This window comes from Halochromatium sp., from assembly GCF_054919635.1.
In genome coordinates, this window is the sequence record NZ_JBUDPI010000006.1 from 1 (window position 1) to 17,797 (window position 17,797).

General features: G+C 63.4%; 14 protein-coding genes. 7 read left to right on the top strand and 7 right to left on the bottom strand.

The window, feature by feature from the left end; genetic code table 11:
- The first annotated feature begins 173 nt into the window (after nucleotides 1-173).
- Nucleotides 174-1,307, top strand: coding sequence for a recombination-associated protein RdgC (locus ACY693_RS00955; RefSeq protein ID WP_462319952.1), 1,134 nt, complete (start codon nucleotides 174-176; stop codon nucleotides 1,305-1,307).
- 60 nt (nucleotides 1,308-1,367) lie between these two features.
- Here the strand turns inward: ACY693_RS00955 and ACY693_RS00960 are convergent, their stop codons facing one another.
- The 5 genes from ACY693_RS00960 to ACY693_RS00980 form a co-directional block, all read right to left on the bottom strand.
- A complete protein-coding gene (locus ACY693_RS00960; protein WP_462319953.1) occupies nucleotides 1,368-2,375 on the bottom strand; it encodes an NAD-dependent epimerase in 1,008 nt (335 codons plus the stop codon).
- Between the two features lie 223 nt (nucleotides 2,376-2,598).
- Nucleotides 2,599-2,799 (bottom strand): Trm112 family protein, encoded by a 201-nt coding sequence (locus tag ACY693_RS00965; protein ID WP_462319976.1) that lies wholly within the window; start codon nucleotides 2,797-2,799, stop codon nucleotides 2,599-2,601.
- 195 nt (nucleotides 2,800-2,994) lie between these two features.
- Nucleotides 2,995-3,294, bottom strand: coding sequence for an RNA recognition motif domain-containing protein (locus ACY693_RS00970; protein ID WP_462319954.1), 300 nt, complete (start codon nucleotides 3,292-3,294; stop codon nucleotides 2,995-2,997).
- Nucleotides 3,295-3,560: 266 nt separating this feature from the next.
- Nucleotides 3,561-3,845, bottom strand: a complete 285-nt coding sequence (locus ACY693_RS00975) for a hypothetical protein (RefSeq protein ID WP_462319955.1) — start codon at nucleotides 3,843-3,845, stop codon at nucleotides 3,561-3,563.
- Between the two features lie 198 nt (nucleotides 3,846-4,043).
- The gene (locus ACY693_RS00980) at nucleotides 4,044-7,271 is read right to left on the bottom strand and encodes an MFS transporter (RefSeq protein WP_462319956.1); all 3,228 of its coding nucleotides are present in this window, start codon (nucleotides 7,269-7,271) and stop codon (nucleotides 4,044-4,046) included.
- 409 nt (nucleotides 7,272-7,680) lie between these two features.
- On the opposite strand from ACY693_RS00980, the gene ACY693_RS00985 reads away from it, so the two are divergent.
- The 4 genes from ACY693_RS00985 (at nucleotide 7,681) to ACY693_RS01000 (ending at nucleotide 12,164) form a co-directional block, all read left to right on the top strand.
- The gene (locus tag ACY693_RS00985) at nucleotides 7,681-8,418 is read left to right on the top strand and encodes a PEGA domain-containing protein (protein WP_462319957.1); all 738 of its coding nucleotides are present in this window, start codon (nucleotides 7,681-7,683) and stop codon (nucleotides 8,416-8,418) included.
- Nucleotides 8,418-8,903: a hypothetical protein gene (locus tag ACY693_RS00990; protein ID WP_462319958.1), complete on the top strand. Its 486-nt coding sequence runs from the start codon at nucleotides 8,418-8,420 to the stop codon at nucleotides 8,901-8,903. Before ACY693_RS00985 ends, ACY693_RS00990 begins: the two co-directional genes overlap by 1 nt.
- 201 nt (nucleotides 8,904-9,104) lie before the next feature.
- Nucleotides 9,105-11,039 carry an ExeA family protein gene (locus ACY693_RS00995; protein ID WP_462319959.1) on the top strand — a complete coding sequence of 645 codons (1,935 nt, stop codon included), beginning with the start codon at nucleotides 9,105-9,107 and terminating at the stop codon, nucleotides 11,037-11,039.
- 93 nt (nucleotides 11,040-11,132) lie between these two features.
- Entirely contained in the window at nucleotides 11,133-12,164 is a 1,032-nt protein-coding gene (locus ACY693_RS01000) for a general secretion pathway protein GspB (RefSeq protein WP_462319960.1), read from the top strand.
- A gap of 49 nt (nucleotides 12,165-12,213) precedes the next feature.
- Here ACY693_RS01000 and rapA read toward each other — a convergent pair whose 3' ends face one another.
- Nucleotides 12,214-15,069: an RNA polymerase-associated protein RapA gene (gene rapA, locus ACY693_RS01005; protein ID WP_462319961.1), complete on the bottom strand. Its 2,856-nt coding sequence runs from the start codon at nucleotides 15,067-15,069 to the stop codon at nucleotides 12,214-12,216.
- 213 nt (nucleotides 15,070-15,282) lie between these two features.
- On the opposite strand from rapA, the gene ACY693_RS01010 reads away from it, so the two are divergent.
- Complete coding sequence (locus ACY693_RS01010; RefSeq protein WP_462319962.1) at nucleotides 15,283-15,678, top strand: CPCC family cysteine-rich protein; 396 nt, start codon at nucleotides 15,283-15,285, stop codon at nucleotides 15,676-15,678.
- A complete protein-coding gene (locus ACY693_RS01015; RefSeq protein ID WP_462319963.1) occupies nucleotides 15,678-16,856 on the top strand; it encodes a glycerate kinase in 1,179 nt (392 codons plus the stop codon). The genes ACY693_RS01010 and ACY693_RS01015 overlap by 1 nt, the downstream gene beginning before the upstream one ends.
- Before the next feature lie 121 nt (nucleotides 16,857-16,977).
- Here the strand turns inward: ACY693_RS01015 and mutM are convergent, their stop codons facing one another.
- Nucleotides 16,978-17,793, bottom strand: a complete 816-nt coding sequence (gene mutM / locus ACY693_RS01020; RefSeq protein WP_462319964.1) for a bifunctional DNA-formamidopyrimidine glycosylase/DNA-(apurinic or apyrimidinic site) lyase — start codon at nucleotides 17,791-17,793, stop codon at nucleotides 16,978-16,980.
- Between the last annotated feature and the right edge of the window lie 4 nt (nucleotides 17,794-17,797).

Here is a 17,797-nt window from a genome sequence, read left to right on the forward strand (position 1 = left end):
ACCCCATTGATTTTGTGCGGCATAGGGTGACTGTTACGGAGCCCGTGATAGGCGCTGCTCGCGGCAAGCGTGCTTGTCGGAGAGAGCGCCTCTTCGCCTCTTCTCGCCGTCGAAACCACTTGCGCCTGCCGCAGCGGGGTTCATAATGCCCGCCTTTTTGCGGAGGTTCGGCCATGTTCAAGAACGCCAAGGTGTATCGGCTTCAGGTGCCGTTCGAGCTCGATCAGATGGCCCTGCATACGCAGCTGGAGGAGCGCATGTTCCGTCCCTGCGGCCCAGTCGAGACGGCGACCATGGGGTGGACCGCGCCCTTGGGGCCAAAGGCTGAGATGCTGGTGCATACGGTTGGGAAGGTGCATCTGGTCGCGATGCGCCGCCAAGAGCGGCTGCTGCCAGGCTCGGTGGTGACCGAGGCGGTGGCCGAGCGCGTCGCCGATATCGAGCAATCCGAGATGCGCGAGGTGGCCCGGCGCGAGCGTACCCAGCTGCGCGAGGAGCTGCTGGTTGAGATGCTGCCGAAGGCCTTCACCCGCTCGCGCGTCGTGCGCGCCTACATCGACGCCGCTGAGGGCTGGGTGGTCATCGATGCCGGCAGCGATAAGGCGGCCGAGGAGCTGCTGGCGCTGCTGCGCGAGAGCCTCGGCAGCTTCCCGGTCAAGCCGCTGGAGCCACAGGTTATCGCCGCTGAGCGGCTGAGCAATTGGATACGCTCCGGCAAGGCGGCGGAGGGGTTCGAGCTTGAGGATTCCTGTGTACTGCAAGACGCCGAGGATGCGCGCTCAACGGTACGCTGTCGCGGATTGGACCTGAGTGCACCCGAGATCCGCAACCATCTGGACACCGGCAAGCGTGCGGTGAGCCTTGGCATCAATTGGAAGGACCGGCTCTCGCTGCTCCTCGGCGAGGATCTGAGCCTCAAGCGACTGCGCTTTGCCGACGAGGTGACGAACGAGCTCGATACCGGCGACGCCGATGATGAGGGTGCGACCCTGGATGCCGAGCTTGCGCTGCTCTCGCTTGAGATGCGCGCGGTGTTGGCGCGTCTCTGTGAGGAGTTTGAGGTTCTGTCAGAGCTGCCTGCCGCCGCGCCTGGGCAGTCACTCGGATTCGACATTCAAGCGCCGAGTGAGCCGGAGCGAGTGTCTGGGCCGGTGGTCGAGCCAGTGGTCGAGCCAGCGACCGAGCCCGGGTCAGGGCCGGCCTCGAAACCCGTCGTCGCAGAGCCAGCCCCAGAGACAGGCTCTAAGCAGACGTCCGAGTCGATGCCAGTGTCCGCCGATACCGAAGATCGCCCACCCTGGGCTTGAGCACTGCGGAGAGTTTGGACATGGCCATCGCCATGTCCAGCTGCGTTGCGCGGCCCGAGATCAGACCTGATAGTAGCCCCGATACCAATCGACGAAGCGGCTAATGCCATCCTCGACGCTCGTCGACGGCCGGTAGCCGAGCTCCTCGACCAGATCACTGACATCGGCGTAGGTGTCTGGTACGTCGCCGGGCTGTAGCGGCAGCAGTTGTTTCTCCGCCGTGCGGCCGAGACACTGCTCGAGCGTCTCGATGTAATGCATCAGCTCGACCGGCTGGTTATTGCCGATGTTGTAGAGTCGATAGGGAGCGCTGCTGCTGGCCGAATCCGGCTCGGCGCCGCTCCAGCTCGGATTCGGCTCCGGAAGGCGGTCGAGCACCCGAATCACGCCTTCGACGATATCATCGATATAGGTGAAGTCACGCCGGTGCTGACCGTAGTTGAAGACCTGGATCGGCTCGCCGGCGAGGATGGCGCGGGTGAACAGGAACAGCGCCATGTCCGGTCGGCCCCAGGGGCCATAGACGGTGAAGAAGCGCAGGCCAGTGGTTGGCAGCTGATAAAGGTGGCTGTAGGTGTGAGCCATCAGCTCGTTTGCCTTCTTGCTCGCCGCATAGAGGCTGAGGGGGTGATCGACGTTGTCGTGCACCGAGAACGGCATCTTGGTGTTGGCACCATAGACCGAGCTGCTTGAGGCATAGACCAGATGCTCAACGCCATTGTGCCGACAGCCCTCGAGGATGTGGCCGAAGCCGACCAGGTTGGTGTCGATATAGGCGAGGGGGTTCTCGATCGAGTAGCGGACACCAGCTTGCGCGGCCAGATTGACGACGCGCTCTGGCTTGTACTCGGCAAAGGTACGGGCAATGCCCTCGCGATCCTCGAGATCGAGACGCAGATCAGTGAAGCCGGGATGGCCTTGGGTACGTGCGAGGCGCGCTTGCTTGAGACCAACATCGTAGTAGGCATTCAGGTTGTCGATGCCGACGACCTCGTCGCCGCGCTCCAGCAACCGCAATGTCAACGCCGAGCCGATGAAGCCGGCGCTTCCGGTAACCAGCACCTTCATGCTTGAACCTTCCTGCAGGCTGTTGCCGCGCTTGCGGTGAATCCAGGGTGCCCCTGGTCTTGGAGGTGCTCTTGGTCCTGTATAAGCCTTCGGCCAACTTGGCTGCTGAATGCCTGTTGGCCTCCGAATGTCTGATGACGGCTATCCTGGTTCAATGAGCGACAGGCTGGAGGCCAGGACGCCATCTGACTCGCTTGCAGTCGCATCAGAGGAGGGCTCGGACTCAAGCCTGTTTCTTGCGCCAAGCCTCGGCCTCCTCTTCGCTGAGCGCCCGCGCCTCGTCCTCGAGCATCACCGGGATGCCGTCGCGGATCGGGTAGGCAAGCCGGGCAGCGACTGCGACCAACTCCGCGTTGTCCTTGTCGTAGATCAAGGGGCCTTTGGTCACAGGGCAGACGAGGATGTCGAGGAGCTTCTTATCCAACATGATGGTCTCTCGGTCAGGCGAGTTGCTGTAGCAAACCCAAATGCTACCTCAGCCTTGTGCGTTTCGTGTCGCTGATTCGTCACTCAGACCTCAGCACGCAAAACGGCCGGAACGGGATCAAGCCCGTTCCGGCCGTTCATCTCACTGCAAGCCCGCCCCCTCAGCTTAGGAAACGGGCCTTGTGATCAGTGCTTACCAGCGACGACCGCCGCCTGCACCACCGCCACCACCCGGACGACCACCGCGCTCAGCGCGTGGCTTCGCCTGGTTAACGCGAATCGGACGACCCTTCATCGGCTGCTCATTGAGAGCCTTAATGGCGGCATCCGCCTCGCTATTGTTAGGCATCTCGACGAAGCCGAAGCCCTTCGATTCGCCCGTGAACTTGTCCATGATTAGGTTTGCGCTTTCGACTTCGCCGTAAGCGCCAAAGGCTTCACGGAGCTCATCCTGGGTCACGCTGTAGGCCAAGTTGCCAACGTAGATATTCATCAGTCTCGTCTCTCTGGAAATACACACCGTAGAAAAGTGGACTGCCGCAGACCAGTGTGCAAATCAAGCGGCTGTTGCGGTGGATGAGCAGGTCATCCCTCAGGTCGATAAAGCGAGGTTAAGCGAGTGGCGGGGTTGCGCAGCCCGGTCTCCATCGGCTTGCACAACGCGATGATCGATGAAGGGAGCATACACGGGTCATTAGGCGGTTGAAAGGAAAATCTTCCGCCTCTGTGCTGTTTCAAGGATCGCCTGAGGCCTGATGCTCAATCCGCCGCAGGATCTCGATCAGGTTTTGCCTGACAGGACGGATCGAGACCTTTGGCGTGGCGTTCAGCATGTGCAACATCGATCAACATTTGGATATCGCGCTCGCGCCGACTGTCCGACAGCGTTTTCTCTTTGGCTGCTTGCCAGGCTGCGCCGATCTCGGGGTAGAGCGCCTCAGAGGCTGCAAGATCGCCGCGATCGCGAAGAATGGCTGCCTTGAGCATCAGGCCGCGCTCGACATTGTCGGCATTGCCCTTTGTAACGGCCTGGTCGACCAACATCAACGCCTGGTCATAGCCACATTGGCCGAAGGCGATCAGCGCAAACCGATTCTCGGGTCCCATCGGGTCCTCAGCACAGCTGCTCAGAATCAGCGCGGAAAGCACGCCAACGACTGCGAATCGGCCTGGCCGCCGACGTGGAGGGGCTTCGATCATAAACCATGATCCCTATTTCTTTGGGTTTGAGGGTTGGGCGTCTCAGCGAGCAGGCGTCGACGCTGGTGTTGAGTTTGGCCTCATGTTAGCGGAAGCCGCCTGCCTGGCGGCGAGGGTCAAGAACCCGTCCCGATCAAGGCTGCCCAGCTCTTGGGTGCGGAACCAGTATTGGCCATCGAGCTCAATCAGCGCATGACGGGTGCGCTCAGGCTCGTCGAGGTAGCTCTTCATCAAGGGCACACCACCAATTAGCACCAGGCCCTCGCGGTCGGCTGGCTGGATCGCAAGCGTTTGCGGATCGACGATGCGGATGCTGTTGCCAGGCAGGGGCATGCCGACGCTGCCTGGCTTGCAGCCGATCTGGATCTTCCAATGCTGGGTCTCGATGGCATCCGGCAGGTTAAGGGTGGCAAGCGGGGTCGTTTCCGGCGTCCCGTAGGCCTCGTAGATCATCTGCTGGAAACGACCTGAGAACGCCTCTCGAGTCTCGGCCTGCAGAGGCTCGCCGCCGGCGATCACCATGCGCAGTGATCGCAGCATGATCGGATGAAGCCGGGCTTGCTCGGCAAAGCGCTGAAGCAGGCTTGGAGGACTGAATACCAAGGTCACCTGGAAACGCGCGATCGCCCGGGCAGCGCCAAGCGCATCGCTCGGCTCAGGATGACAGACCATCGGCACGCCAGCCAAGAGCGGCAAGCAGGTGCTGAGGGTCATCCCCAAAGCCTGGGCCTGCGGTAGATTCGCCAGGATCAGATCATCACATTCGGTATTCAGGATATCCTCGATCTGTTCAACATTTGCGACCAGGGTGCGATGGCGGAGCTCGATCCCTTTCAATGCGCTGCCTTGGTCGGCCGCAAACAGGATGGCCGCGGTGTCATCGGATCGGGTAGCCCGGCTGCCGCTGAGCGCCAGCAGTAGCCAACTGGGTAGGCTCAGCGCGCCGACCAAGGCCGGCAGGCTGCGCCAGTTGATCTGGGCTGCCCCAAGGGCGACGAGGTCAATCTGGTCGATACCGGCGAACACCTGATCGGGCTCCTGTCCACGTCGGCGCAATCGATCCAAGAAGCGTTTGGAGGTGAGCACTTGAGCGAGTCCAGCGCGCCGACAGACCTCGGTTAGGGTCTCGGTGCTCAGCGTCCAGTCGAGAGGTACCACCTGCTTGCCGGCGAGCCAGCTGGCGAGATGCGCGATCACCGCCGAGCTGCTGGGCGGCAGAAGGATACCGATGCGCCGTCCCGGGCAGCGTCGCTGAATGATCGGCAAGGCCATGAGCACAGCCGTCAGCAGGCGGCGATTACTCAGCCTTGTGCCGTTCGAGTCGATGATGGCCGTCTCGGCTAGCTGTCGCTTAGCCACCTTGAGCCAGGCCTTCGGCAGCGTTGGCCGGCTTGCCGCGTGCTCCCGCCAGGAGCTGACAGAGAGGCCGATCACCGCCTGCTTGAGCGTTTCGGCATCGGTGCGAAGCGGCAGCGTTGGTCCAAAGGCGACGATCACGTCGCGCGGGAGGCCGCTATTGGCTTTGCGCTTGAGCTTCTGGCTTGCGTGCGAGAAGCGGCTGCCCCAGAGTCCGTGTAAATAGAAGGGTAGGATGCGCACGCCCTGTCCCGGATCAACCCCTGCGGCGGCTCGCTCGAAGCCGCGCTTGAACTCGCCGAGCTGAGCATTCTTGCTCATCGTGCCTTCGGGGAAGAGGCAGACGACTTCGCCCTTGTTCAGTAGCTCAGTCACCGTCGCCAAGGCATCTCGCGCACGGCCACGCGAGATCGGCACCACCCCAAAGAAATCCATGAAACGCCGCAGATACCACCGCTCATAGATCAGGCGCTCCATGACGAATCGCACTGGCCGCGGACTGGCGAGCTGCACCATGGCCCAATCGACCCAGCTGACATGGTTACCGAGCATGAGCACGCCGCCTTGGGCTGGCATGTTATCCAGGCCGATCACCTGCAGCCGATAGCGGGTGCGAAAGGCGCGCGCGATCAGGAAACGCAGCAGTGACTGCGGCAGCTGCACGATGGTGTAGAGCGCACCAGCGCTTGCGACCACCCCAAGCGCGATCATGATCACGCGACTGCCGGCCTCGGCTAGCGCGGAGGCAACGGTCACGACCAGCGCCGCAAGCATCACCCAGTTGAGGACAAAGTTCTTGGCCGCGAGCACACGACCAAGCTCGCGCTCGCCGGCATTGAACTGGATCAGGGCATTCAACGGAACAATAAACAGACCGGCGAGGAAGCCGAGCGCAAGAAAATTGAGCCCGTGCAGCCATTCGACTTGGATATGCGGCAGTAGCACCACCACCAGCGCGATCCCAATGGCTCCGACCGGTATCAAGCCAGTCTCGACATGATCGCGCGAGACCCGTCCGGCAACCGCGGCACCGACGATGATACCGATCCCGGAAAAGGCCATCAGACCCTGGATCATCACTGTGTTGCTCTCGCCCAGGCTATCTTCAACATAGGCGGGAAAAGCAGCGAGCAAGACCTGGGCGATGCCCCAGAACACGCCCAGCCCAACGATGGCGAGCCAGATGACTTGGTTGTCCCAGGCCGCATGCAGGTTGTGCTTGAGGTAGCGGCCACGAAGATAATCGCTACGGTTAAAGGACATCCCAGCCTCGCCGGCGTGGTACTCCGGCAGCCGAAAGGTCAGCAGCGCTTCGGCCAGCGAGGCCGCCACCAGGAGCCAGCCGACCGGCGCGATGCGCTGCAGGAGCTCGTCGGGCGGTAGACCAGTGCCGCCGATGCCACCGGCTTCAGTGCGCAGCAGTCCTTCGAACAGGACCGAAAAGGCCAGGGTACCGGCCAGGATGGCGATGCTCGTCGAGCCTTGCACCCAGGCATTGGCCGTCGTCAGCGCTTCGTTGCCGGAAATCTCCTTGATGTAGCCAAATTTGGATGGCGAGTAGATCGCGCTCTGCAGGGCCAAGACGAAGGTCATTGCAAAGGCCGCCCAGAACCAGCCAAGGTAGTAACAGGCGGTGATCGCCAGCGTGATACCGATCGCAACGAAGGCGCCGATACGCATCACCCGGTTCTTGGGCCAGCGATCGGCAATGAAGCCAGAGGGCGTGAATAGGAGGATAAATGGCAGCAGGATCAGGGCGTTGACGACGGCCGTCAGCCAGATCTGCTGGGGCCCGTCATAGACCTTGAAGAGCGTGTTCTGAACGATGATCTTGTGGCCGAGATCGACAAAGCTGTTCAGGAAGACCACGACCACAAAGGGCAGAAAGCCACGGATCTGCTTCAGGCGGGTCATACCATCTGTTTCCCCTGCAGGGGTCCCGTTCCCACCGGCGATTAGGGACCGGCGTGAGCCCAGGACCAAGTCTAGCGAGTTCGCATTCTAAGCCTCCTAAGTTGGAGATGAGTACTCGGGTATGTCGACCAGCCATGTTAGAGCAGAATACGCAGATCGATGACTGCGACGTTGATCCAGGCGCCTTAAGGAGGCAGCTGCATCCGCGCGCACAGTAGAACGGGTCTTCTAGAACGGGTCTTCAACGTGCTCCAGAGCCGTCCATCGTCCCGAGGTCTGGTTGTTGCACCGCCTAACACGGACATCTGCTCAGGATGGGACGATGCCCTGGCAATGCAGAGGGGATATCCCTGCTGACTCGGGACGGTTACACTTTTCTAACGAGAAAACGATGGATAGAGAGTGACCGATGAGCTTGATGGTGCGTATCTCAGCGCTGCCTTTGATTGCGCTTCTGGGCGCATGCGCAACCCCACCAATCGCGAAGCAGGAGATCCCGGTGTCGAGCAATCCGATGGGTGCCACTGTGCTGGTCGACGGGACCCCGGTTGGGACCACACCGAAGCGGATCGCGCTAGAGCGCAACCGCAACTACATCTTGACGCTGGTGAAGGAGGGCTACGAGCAGGAAGATGTGCCGATCAGGCGGCGCTATCAGTCCGATCGGGTTCTGATGTCGGCGGTCCAGTCGGGCGTCAGCTCTGCACTCTTCTTCAAGGATTCTGGTATGGGGGTTCAGCGCGGCCTCAGCTCTATCTCGGCGCAGGAGGCGACCGGAGAAGCCTATGTACTGGAGCCAACAACGGTATCGGTTGACCTGCGGCCATCCGGCACGCCGCGCCCGAGCGCAGCCCGTCGCGTCGATTCTGATGGGGACTCTACCCCTGTTTCGTCGTCGGGCAGCAGCGAAGGCTCCATCCTCGATGCATCGCCAAAGACCTATGTCGCAGCGGGTGCCCTCGCGGCGGCTGCTTCAGTGCGACCTGTCGAGAAGCGCTGGACGACCTCCTCTTCGAGCAAGACCAGCGTGCGCAGTGACGGCAGCGTTGTCACCCGCTCCAGTAAGACCTCAGTCGGTGTCAGCGTTGATCCGGTCGGTTTGGTCAATCTCGTCGATACCCTGTTCACCAACGGAGGGTTGCGGTGATGCTGATTCGATCTGCGCAGGTTCGACTGCTAGCGGGGCTCATGCTGTGCTCACAGCTGGCGCCGGCTCAAACCATCGATGCTGAGCGACTCGACCAGATCAGCGTGGACATGCCGCGGGCTGAGGTGCACGCCCTGCTGGGGCCACCTGACAGCGTTGCTGAGCTTGAGCCGGATCTCAGCGCCGAGCTTTATCCGCTTGAGGCGCAAGAGCCGCTGCGCGCCAAGGGCCTGTTATATGGTGACAGCGGCGAGCTTATCGGTTACGTGATGTTGTTTGAGGGTGAGTTCGGTCCGCGGCTTGTTGAGTTGCTGCTGGAGCGTGGTTACCGTCAACAAGACGCACCACAGGGGGCTGATGGGTGGTGGCTGAGCGGCTATGATGATGACACCGGTGAAGCCCAGATCCTGCACATCGCCGTTGATTCGCCATTGACCATTCTCACCACATTCGCGCGAGACTTCTTTCTCGAGCGAGCGCCTTGACCGACTGGCAGTTCGGCCGGCTGAGGGACAGTCTGACGATGGTCTCTCGCGCATCCCTCAGGCATGATTGTCAACGGTGCTTGTGCATCGGGCTTGCTATGATGAGAGCGATAACAGATACCTTTAACGTGTCGGGAACGCACTGTATCCCGCCTAGGCGCAGGGTCTTTTCTCCGTCCGCGCAATCGCGCAGGTCCAACCGTGTACCTCAATTACTTCGGTCTCAGCGAAGCTAGCTTCTCGATCACCCCAGATCCACAGTACCTGTTCCTTAGCGAGCAGCACCGGGAGGCCCTGGCACACCTGCTCTACGGAGCCGGCGAGAACGGTGGCTTTGTGCTGCTGACCGGCGAGGTCGGCACCGGTAAGACCACCATCTGTCGTGCCTTCCTGGAGCAAACCCCAGAGCAGGTTGACGTGGCGCTGGTGTTGAATCCAGCGATGACGGCGATCGAGCTGATGCATGCGATCTGCCAAGAGTTTGGTGTCGCCGCGCCAGACCATCAGGACTCGGTCAAGGTGCTGGTGGATCGGCTGAACAGCTTCCTGCTCGATGCCCACGCGCGCGGCCGCCATCCGGTGGTGGTGATCGATGAGGCGCAGAACCTGCGCCCGCGGGTAATGGAGCAGGTGCGGCTGCTGACCAACCTCGAAACCTCGAAGCAGAAGCTGCTGCAGATCTTCCTCATTGGCCAGCCTGAGCTGCGCGAGATGCTCGCCTCACAAGAGCTGCGTCAGCTCAACCAGCGCATCACTGCGCGCTTCCATCTCAGTCCGCTCTCGCCGCGCGAGACAGCCGCCTATGTGGATCACCGCATTACCGTTGCCGGTGTTCAGCGGCCACTCTTCACCGCGGCTGCCCTGCGTGAGGTGCACCGGCGCTCGCGCGGCGTGCCGCGGTTGATCAATCTGATCTGCGATCGCTCACTGCTTGGAGCTGCAGTCAGTCGCCGCATGCAGGTCACGCCGTCGATCGTGCGTCGGGCCGCGCATGAGCTCCTTGGAGGCGAGCAACTTCGGCAAGATCGCCGACAAGATCGGCGCCAGCGACCGCGATGGGCAACGGCCGCGGCGCTCGTCCTCGCCCTCGGTCTGGGCGGCTGGCTGGGTGCCTCTGGCCTGATCGAGCGAACGCAAGCGCAGTTGGATCGGGCTGCCCAAGTCTGGTCTGAGCTGGGCGCTCAGGATGAGCCCGCGACGCAGCTGGCGGACGCCGATGGGTCCGAACCGACGGTTGACTCGGACGCTGTTGGCTCGCACAAGGATGCGTCCGATGCGTTGCTGGCGAGCGACGAGCTAAAGCCTCCGGCAAGCACCGCGTCGACGACCCGCAATTTAGCGGACACCGACGGCGAGCAGATCGCGGCCGCAGAGGTGGGGACAAGATCGGCGGCGGAATCGGACACCGAGGCGCAAGCCAGGTCGAGCCAATCCAGTGCGGAAGCAGTCGCCACGGCGTTGCCTGAGAGCACTGATGAGATTCCGCGCATCTCACTCGCACGAATTGCACCGCAGGTGCCAGAAGCCGCGCTGAGCGAGCTTCCCGACCTGTTGCTCGACGAGAGCGAGTCCATCCCAGCGCTGCTGCAACGCTGGGGTCATGCCGCGGATGCGGCTGACGACTGCGGTGAGCTTGTCTCCCTGGGGCTTGAGTGCGAACGCTCTCGCGAACGCTGGAGCGATCTGAGGCTGTTCGATCGCCCGGCCGCATTGAAGCTGATGGTCGATGGTCAGGAGCGCTATGCGGTGATCACCGGCATCGATGATGAGTTTGCCGTGCTGCAGCGTGGAGATAGCCTGCGACGAGTGGCGATCGCCAGCCTAGATGAGCGTTGGTCTGGCGACGTGCTGATGCTCTGGCGCCTGCCGCCCGGCGGTGCGCGCATTATTGGCCCCGGCACCACCGGCGAGCCCGTGCTCTGGCTCCGCCAACAGCTTGCCTCCTTGCCGGATGCATCCCTGACCGACGTCGACAACGCCCGCTATGACGCCAGCCTAAAGGCGGTGGTGCGCGAGTTTCAGGCGGGCCGGGGGCTCGCGGTCGATGGCATCGCCGGGCCGCGTACCTTGATGCTACTGAATAATGCGCTTGCAGACGCCGAGATCCCGCGTCTAAGCCAATCACAGAATCTTTGATTCCGCTGACGCTCATGGCTCCCTGGCGACACCCATCGCCTAGACCTCCGAGGTCCTTCGTTTTCTTCTGGATTGGCTGATCGTCTTAACCCCATGTCGTACATCCTGGAAGCACTCAAGAAATCGCAGCAGGAGCGCGAGATGGGGCAGGTGCCCCGTCTTCAGACGACGTCATTCGACAGCCCGCTCGACACCAACCGGTCTCAGCACTGGGTCTTCGCCGCAGTTGGACTGGCAGCGCTCGCGGCGCTGGTCGCGCTCTATGCAGCGTTGCGCCCAGCATCCACCCCCGATTCACCGATACTGACCACGGCCGGGTCTGAGCAGGAGGCTGTTGCTGGCGCAAACCCCGGCGATGAGGCAGGTCTGGTCTCGGATGCGGGCGCCGGGGCTGGACCAGGCGCCGTTCTTGGCTCTGGCTTTGGAGCTGAGCGTGTTGAGCTTGCTGCTTCCGCTCAGGGAACGACCGCTGATGCAGGCGCGTCAAACTCTTCATCACAGGCACCGATGCGCCTTGATGACCCTGATGATCTCAGCGTCGAGCCGCAGGTGCTTGTAGTGCCCGCCCCACCGAAGCCGGGTGAGCGCCTCCCGCGGGGTGCCGATGAGCTGAGGCGTGCGGTGCTCGGACCCGATATCTCGCCCTCGATCGAGCCCTCGAGCAAGCAAAGAGCGCCGAGCCCAAGACCGCAGCCGCCAGCAATAGCGGCCCCGGAGCGCGACTACACGCCGGTGCCACCGGAGCTGATCGCTGAGATCGAGGAATTCAAGCGGACCTATCAGTCAGGTTCAGGCTCAGCATCAGGCAGCGACGAGGATTCGGTGCGCCGGACCTCCGCGGCACCAGCGCGGGCCAAGGCCGTCGACAGGGATGCTCAAGACGTCCGTCAGGCCGCATCGCGCGAGCGGCCAGCGCCGCTATCATCGACCTTGCGGCGCCAACTTCCGCCGTTTCTGATGACGGTGCATGTCTACGACGACGACCCTGCGCGGCGCTTCGTCTATCTGAATGGCTCCAAGGTCCGCGAAGGCGAATCGACTCGCGATGGATTCCTCATCGAGCAGGTCCTTGCCGATGGCGCCATCGTCCGCTATGACGAGCACAGGTTCTTTCAATCCCCCTGAGCCCAGGTCCAGCCTGTCCAACGGAGGACAGCGTCGACGGCGAAGGCGATCAGGCGAAGGCGATAAGACGCAGGGCATCGAGGCGCAAGCGGCTATTGGCGAGCGTCTCAGCGAGCGCGTCACGCTCGGCGATCAAGGCATCGATCTCCTCCGGGCGCACGGCCGGATTGCGGCGGGCAAGCGCCTGCAGCCGCGCCAGCTCCTGATCGAGCTGCTCGCGCATCAGCGCGCAGGCCTGCTCCCGTAAGCCGCGACTCTCGCGGGCGGCTTCCTGCTCGGCCAGCGCCACCATCGCCTCGATGACCTTGCTCTTGGTCTTTAGGAGCGCGCGTGCTAGCGGCCGCCGGGGGCGCAGGCATTTGCCGCCGAGGGCATCGGCGTTGATCTCGGCGCTGCGCTCTTGCCCCTGCTCATCGATCAGCATGCGTCGCGCCGTCGGCGGCAGGAAACGCTGCGCATTGAGGATTGGCGGGGCTGGGCACTCGGCCACATAGACCGCCTCAAGTAGCAAGGCGCTCGAGGCAAAGCGCAGGTCCTGAGTCAGGATCAGCGCACTGGTGCCCATGTGCGAGCTGGTCATCAGCTCAAGTGCGGCCCGGGCCATCGGGTGCTCGCGGGTCAGAAACCGTCGATCCTCATGCGCGAGCGCGTGCTGGCGGCTGAAGGTTGCAGTCAGGCCCTCATCGGGGAGCTCAGGGAAGCGCTCCTGCAACATGTGAGCGCCGGGTCGGACGACGATACTTCCGCCCGGACCCGGTTCACGCTCGACCCCGAAGGCATCCCAGAGCCCGGTGAGGAAGCTCTCGAGACTTGGGTCGCGATCTTCGGCCTCGAGCGCCTCAACCAGGGCTGCGCCCCGTGCTGGCCGATGCGAGCTCAGCTCGAGCAGTCGATCGCGCCCGGCAGCCAGTTCGGCGTCTAGTTGGGTACGTAAGGCTCTCGCCTCGTCGATCAGGGTCTCGACCTCAACGGTCTCCGGCGCTGGGTCCAGGAGCAGCTCCCGGAGTTGCTCGCGTTGCTCCCAGAACACCGCTGGAGCCGCTGGCTGGTGGGCCGAGAACGCATCCAATCCCTCGTGATACCAGCGGAACAAGACCTCGTCGGGGGTATCCGCGCGATAGGGAACATGGATGCGGATGGTCTCGGTCTGGCCGATCCGGTCAAGGCGACCGATGCGCTGCTCAAGTAGCTCCGGGTCAGCAGGTAGGTCGAATAGGACGAGATGATGCGCGAACTGGAAGTTACGCCCTTCGCTGCCGATCTCAGAGCAGAGCAGGATCTGCGTGCCCTCGTCGGGATCGGCAAAGAAGGCGGCGGCTCGGTCACGCTCGACGATCGGCATGCCTTCATGGAAGACCGCAGCCTGGATGCCGGCGCGCTCGAGCAAGGCGCGGCGCAAGTCGAGCACGGTCTCGGCACTGGCGGTGATCAGCAGCACCTTCGCCGGTGCCAATGCCCGCAGCTGTGCGATCAGCCAATCGAGCCGCGGATCGGTGTCCAGCCAGTCGGGGTTTTCGATAGCAGACCAGAGCGCATCGAGCGGATCGCTCCCGGCACTGCCACCAGCGAGTGGGTCGGCAGTCTCGGGATCGATCGCCGCGAGACGCGCCGGGTGCAGCTCGCGCGCCGGAAAGCCACTGATCGCAGCGCGCGTGTTGCGGAACAGCACTCGACCGGTGCCGTGCCGATCGAGCAATTGCTCGATGATCGCCTCGCGGTTAGATTGAGCGTCAATCCCGGTTGAGCCGTCTTCGTCATCGAGCAAGGCATCAAGCTGTGCCTGTTCTTCCTCGCTCAACGGGCTCTCATCGAGCAGGCGGCTGACCAGCTCCGCCACCGGGGCATAGCGCTGCTCTTCGTCCAAGAAACGCTGGTAATCGCCAAAACGCTCGGGGTCGAGCAGCCGCAAGCGCCCGAAATGGCCCGCGCGTCCGAGCTGCTCCGGGGTTGCCGTCAAGAGCAGGACGGCCGGCGTACTCGCCGCAAGCTCGGCGACCAGGTCATAGGCCGGGCTGCTGGCCTCCGGCGACCACTCCAAATGATGCGCCTCATCGCAGATCAGCAGGTCCCAGCCCGCATGCAGTGCGGCATCGGCCAGACCTCGATCCTGGGTGAGAAGATCCAGGCTGCAGAGGATCTGCTGCTCGGATTCGAACGGATTAGCGCCCTGGTCGCCGCGCGCTAGCGCGCTCACCCGGGTCTGATCGAACAGCGCAAAGCGCAGATTGAAGCGCCGCAGCAGCTCGACCAGCCATTGATGCAACAGCGATTCGGGCACGAGGATCAAGACGCGCCGAACCCGCCCAGCCAAGATCAGCCGGTGCAGGATCAGTCCGGCTTCGATGGTCTTGCCAAGACCGACCTCGTCGGCGAGCAGTACTCGTGGATGATGGCGATTGGCCACCTCGGCGGCGATATGGAGCTGATGTGGGATGGGACTGATCCGGACGCCGAGCAGTCCGCGCGCGGGCGCGGTTTCCAGCCGGCTGGTCTGCTCCAGCGCCTGCATACGTAGCCGAAACCAGGTATCGCTATCGAGGCGACCGGCGCGAAGACGCTGCTGAGGCCGGCTGAGGCGGAGCCTGGGGTCGATGCGCGTCTCAGGCAGCGGCTGTTCATGGCCTGCGGTATCGCGGACCAGGTAGGTGATGAAGCCATTGTGCTCGAGGAGATCGACAACGGTCAGGTCCTGGCCTTCAAGGTCGCGCAAGAGCTCACCCGCAGCAAGCTGTGCTCGCCACAGCGGCGTGTTGTCGGCCGCGTAGGTGCGCCGCTCGCCGGTCGCCGGAAACAGGACGGTCACCCGCCGATGCTCGACCGACTCGACCATACCAAGGCCAAGCTCAGGCTGGGTTTCGGAGAGCCAACGTTGGCCAACGGCAAAGGCGGAGACGGGCTCAGGCATAGGACAGCTCGGTCGACAAGACAGCAGGGATCAACAGGGTAACGGCAGAATTCAACATCGCATCCCAATTATCCGGACTTTTGCTGTCCTTCGCTCGACTGCGTCGCCAGCAAGGTCCCAGGATCGAGGTCGAGTCGCGGTCAAGAGGGGACTTTTTCCGGCTGCGCTGACGCGCTAGGCTGCTGAAAACCCGCCATCGAGGAGAGCGCATCAATGCACGCTGCCGAGAAGTTTCCCTGCCCCTGCTGCGGGCACCTGGTTCATGATCAAGTCCCGGGCTCGCATCAGCAGTGTCCAATCTGCGGCTGGGAGGATGACCTCTCCCAACTGCGCTTCCCCGAGATGCCCGGCAGCAGCAACACCGTCAGTCTCGCCGAAGGGCAGCAGAACTATCAGCGCTATGGTGCCTCCGAACGGCGCCGTCGCGGGCTCACCCGAGCGCCGGTCGAGGGCGAGCCGCGGGAAGGTGGCTGGCGGCCACTGGACCCGGCCAGCGACAATATCGAACATCCTCGGCGCGGTGTCGGCTACGGCGACTCCTATCCCTGGCCGGACACCACGGTGCTCTATTACTGGCGCCGCACCTATTGGCGTCGGCTTGCAAGCTGATGGCAACGCGCCGGCAGCCGCCACTGACCTTTGTGATCGCACCGAATGCGCTGAAGCGCAGCTGCTCGGCGAGCGCTGCGGCCGTCGCGCTCGCGGCGGGTGCGCGGCGAGCGGCCCCAGACGCCGAGATTCGGCTGGTACCGGTTGCAGACGGAGGCGATGGGCTGCACGAGATCGCCTGCGAGGTCCTTGGCGCTGAGCGTCGCCGAGTCAGGGTCACCGGGCCGACCTTTGCCGCAGTCGATGCCGAGCTCGCCTGGCTGCCGAGACAGCGCCTCGCCATCATCGAGATGGCGCTGGCGAGCGGGCTCGCCCTAGTCGCCCCCGATCAGCGCGATCCCGCGCTGACGACGACCCTGGGCACCGGTGAGCTGATATGCGAGGCGCTATCGCTCGGTGCCGAGACACTGCTGATCGGACTCGGTGGCAGTGCGACCAACGACGGTGGCATTGGGATGGCGTCGGCGCTTGGCTATGCGTTTCTCGATCGAGATGGTCGCTCGGTGCGACCGGTTGGCGCTGAGCTCGGACGGATTGCGCGCATTGAGCGCACTGGCATCCATTCACAACTGCCTGAGGTGCAGGTCCAAGCCATTTGCGATGTTGAGAGCCCGCTCACCGGCGAGCAGGGCGCGGCAGCGGTCTTCGGACCGCAGAAGGGGGCGTCGCCGACCACCGTCGAGATGCTCGATGCAGGGCTGCAGAATCTCGCCGAGCGCCTGCGCCAAGACCTTGACTGCGACCCTGAGAAGGTTCCCGGAGCCGGGGCTGCCGGCGGTCTAGGTGCTGGGCTGATGGCCTTTTGCGCGGCCGAGCTCAGGCCTGGTGCTGAGCTGGTGCTCGATCTGGTGGGCTTGGATCAGGCGCTCAAGGGCGCTGATCTGGTACTGACGGCCGAGGGCCAGATCGATGCACAGACCGCATCCGGTAAGGCGCCTGCCGCGGTTGCAGCGCGAGCACAGCGTGATGGCATCCCCTGCATCGGCATTGCAGGCGGCATTGGCGAGCAGATCGACAGCCTGCACGGACGCGGTCTCGACGCGGTCTTTTCGCTCTGCCCAGGCCCGATCAGGCTGTCGGAGGCCGAGCGTCGGGTCACCGAGCTGCTTGAGCGAACTGCCGAGCAGGTCGTACGAGCCTTTCTTGCCGGGCGCAAGGGCGCACAACGAGCTGACTAAGAAGCCCTGACACAATGCGCGTCACGCGAGCAGATTCCGTGGCTTGCATGATTGCGCGGTCATTCTGATCGGGCCTCTATGCCAACGCACCGATCGGATTGCTCGCGCTTGCCGTCTTGCATCAGCGCTGGCAAACCCCGCAGTAGAAGCTCGAGCGCTGGCCGATGCGGCACTGTCGGATCGGTCCTCCGCAGCTTGAGCAGGGCAGGTCGGTGCGCCCGTAGACGCGCAATGACTGGGCAAAGTAGCCAGGATTGCCGTCTTCCTGGACAAAATCGCGGAGGCTGGTGCCACCCTGGGCGATGGCCTCAGCGAGTACCTGGCGAATCGCGCCGGCGAGCCGTTCGAGACGCTCGCGGCTGATCCGTCCGGCTGCGCGGTTGGGATGAATGCGTGCCAGGTGCAGCGACTCGTTGGCGTAGATGTTGCCCACGCCGACCACCACATGGCTGTCCATGATAAAGGTCTTGATGGGTGCACGCCGTCCACCGGCGCGTTGATGCAGATAGGCACCGCTGAAGCCGGGCTCGAGCGGCTCTGGCCCAAGCTCACGCAGCAACGGGTGCGTCTCGGCTGGGGCTGGCGTCCATTGCAGCATTCCGAAGCGCCGAGGGTCACGGAAGCGCAGGCAGTAGCCATCGTCAAGGCACAGGTCGACATGATCATGGCGATCCGGCAGCGTCGTGGCCGGCAGCACCCGAAGGCTGCCCGACATGCCCAGATGCAGCAGCAGGACGCCTTGCTCCAGATCGAACAGCAGGTACTTTCCGCGTCGCCGGAGCGCGACGATGGTTTGCCCAACGACACGCGCTGCAGTGTCGGCCGGGATCGGCCAGCGCAGGCGGTGGTCGCGGACCTCGAGCCGCTCGATGCGGCGCCCGAGCAGGTGCGGCGCGATACCGCGCCGACTGGTCTCGACCTCAGGCAGCTCCGGCATCTCG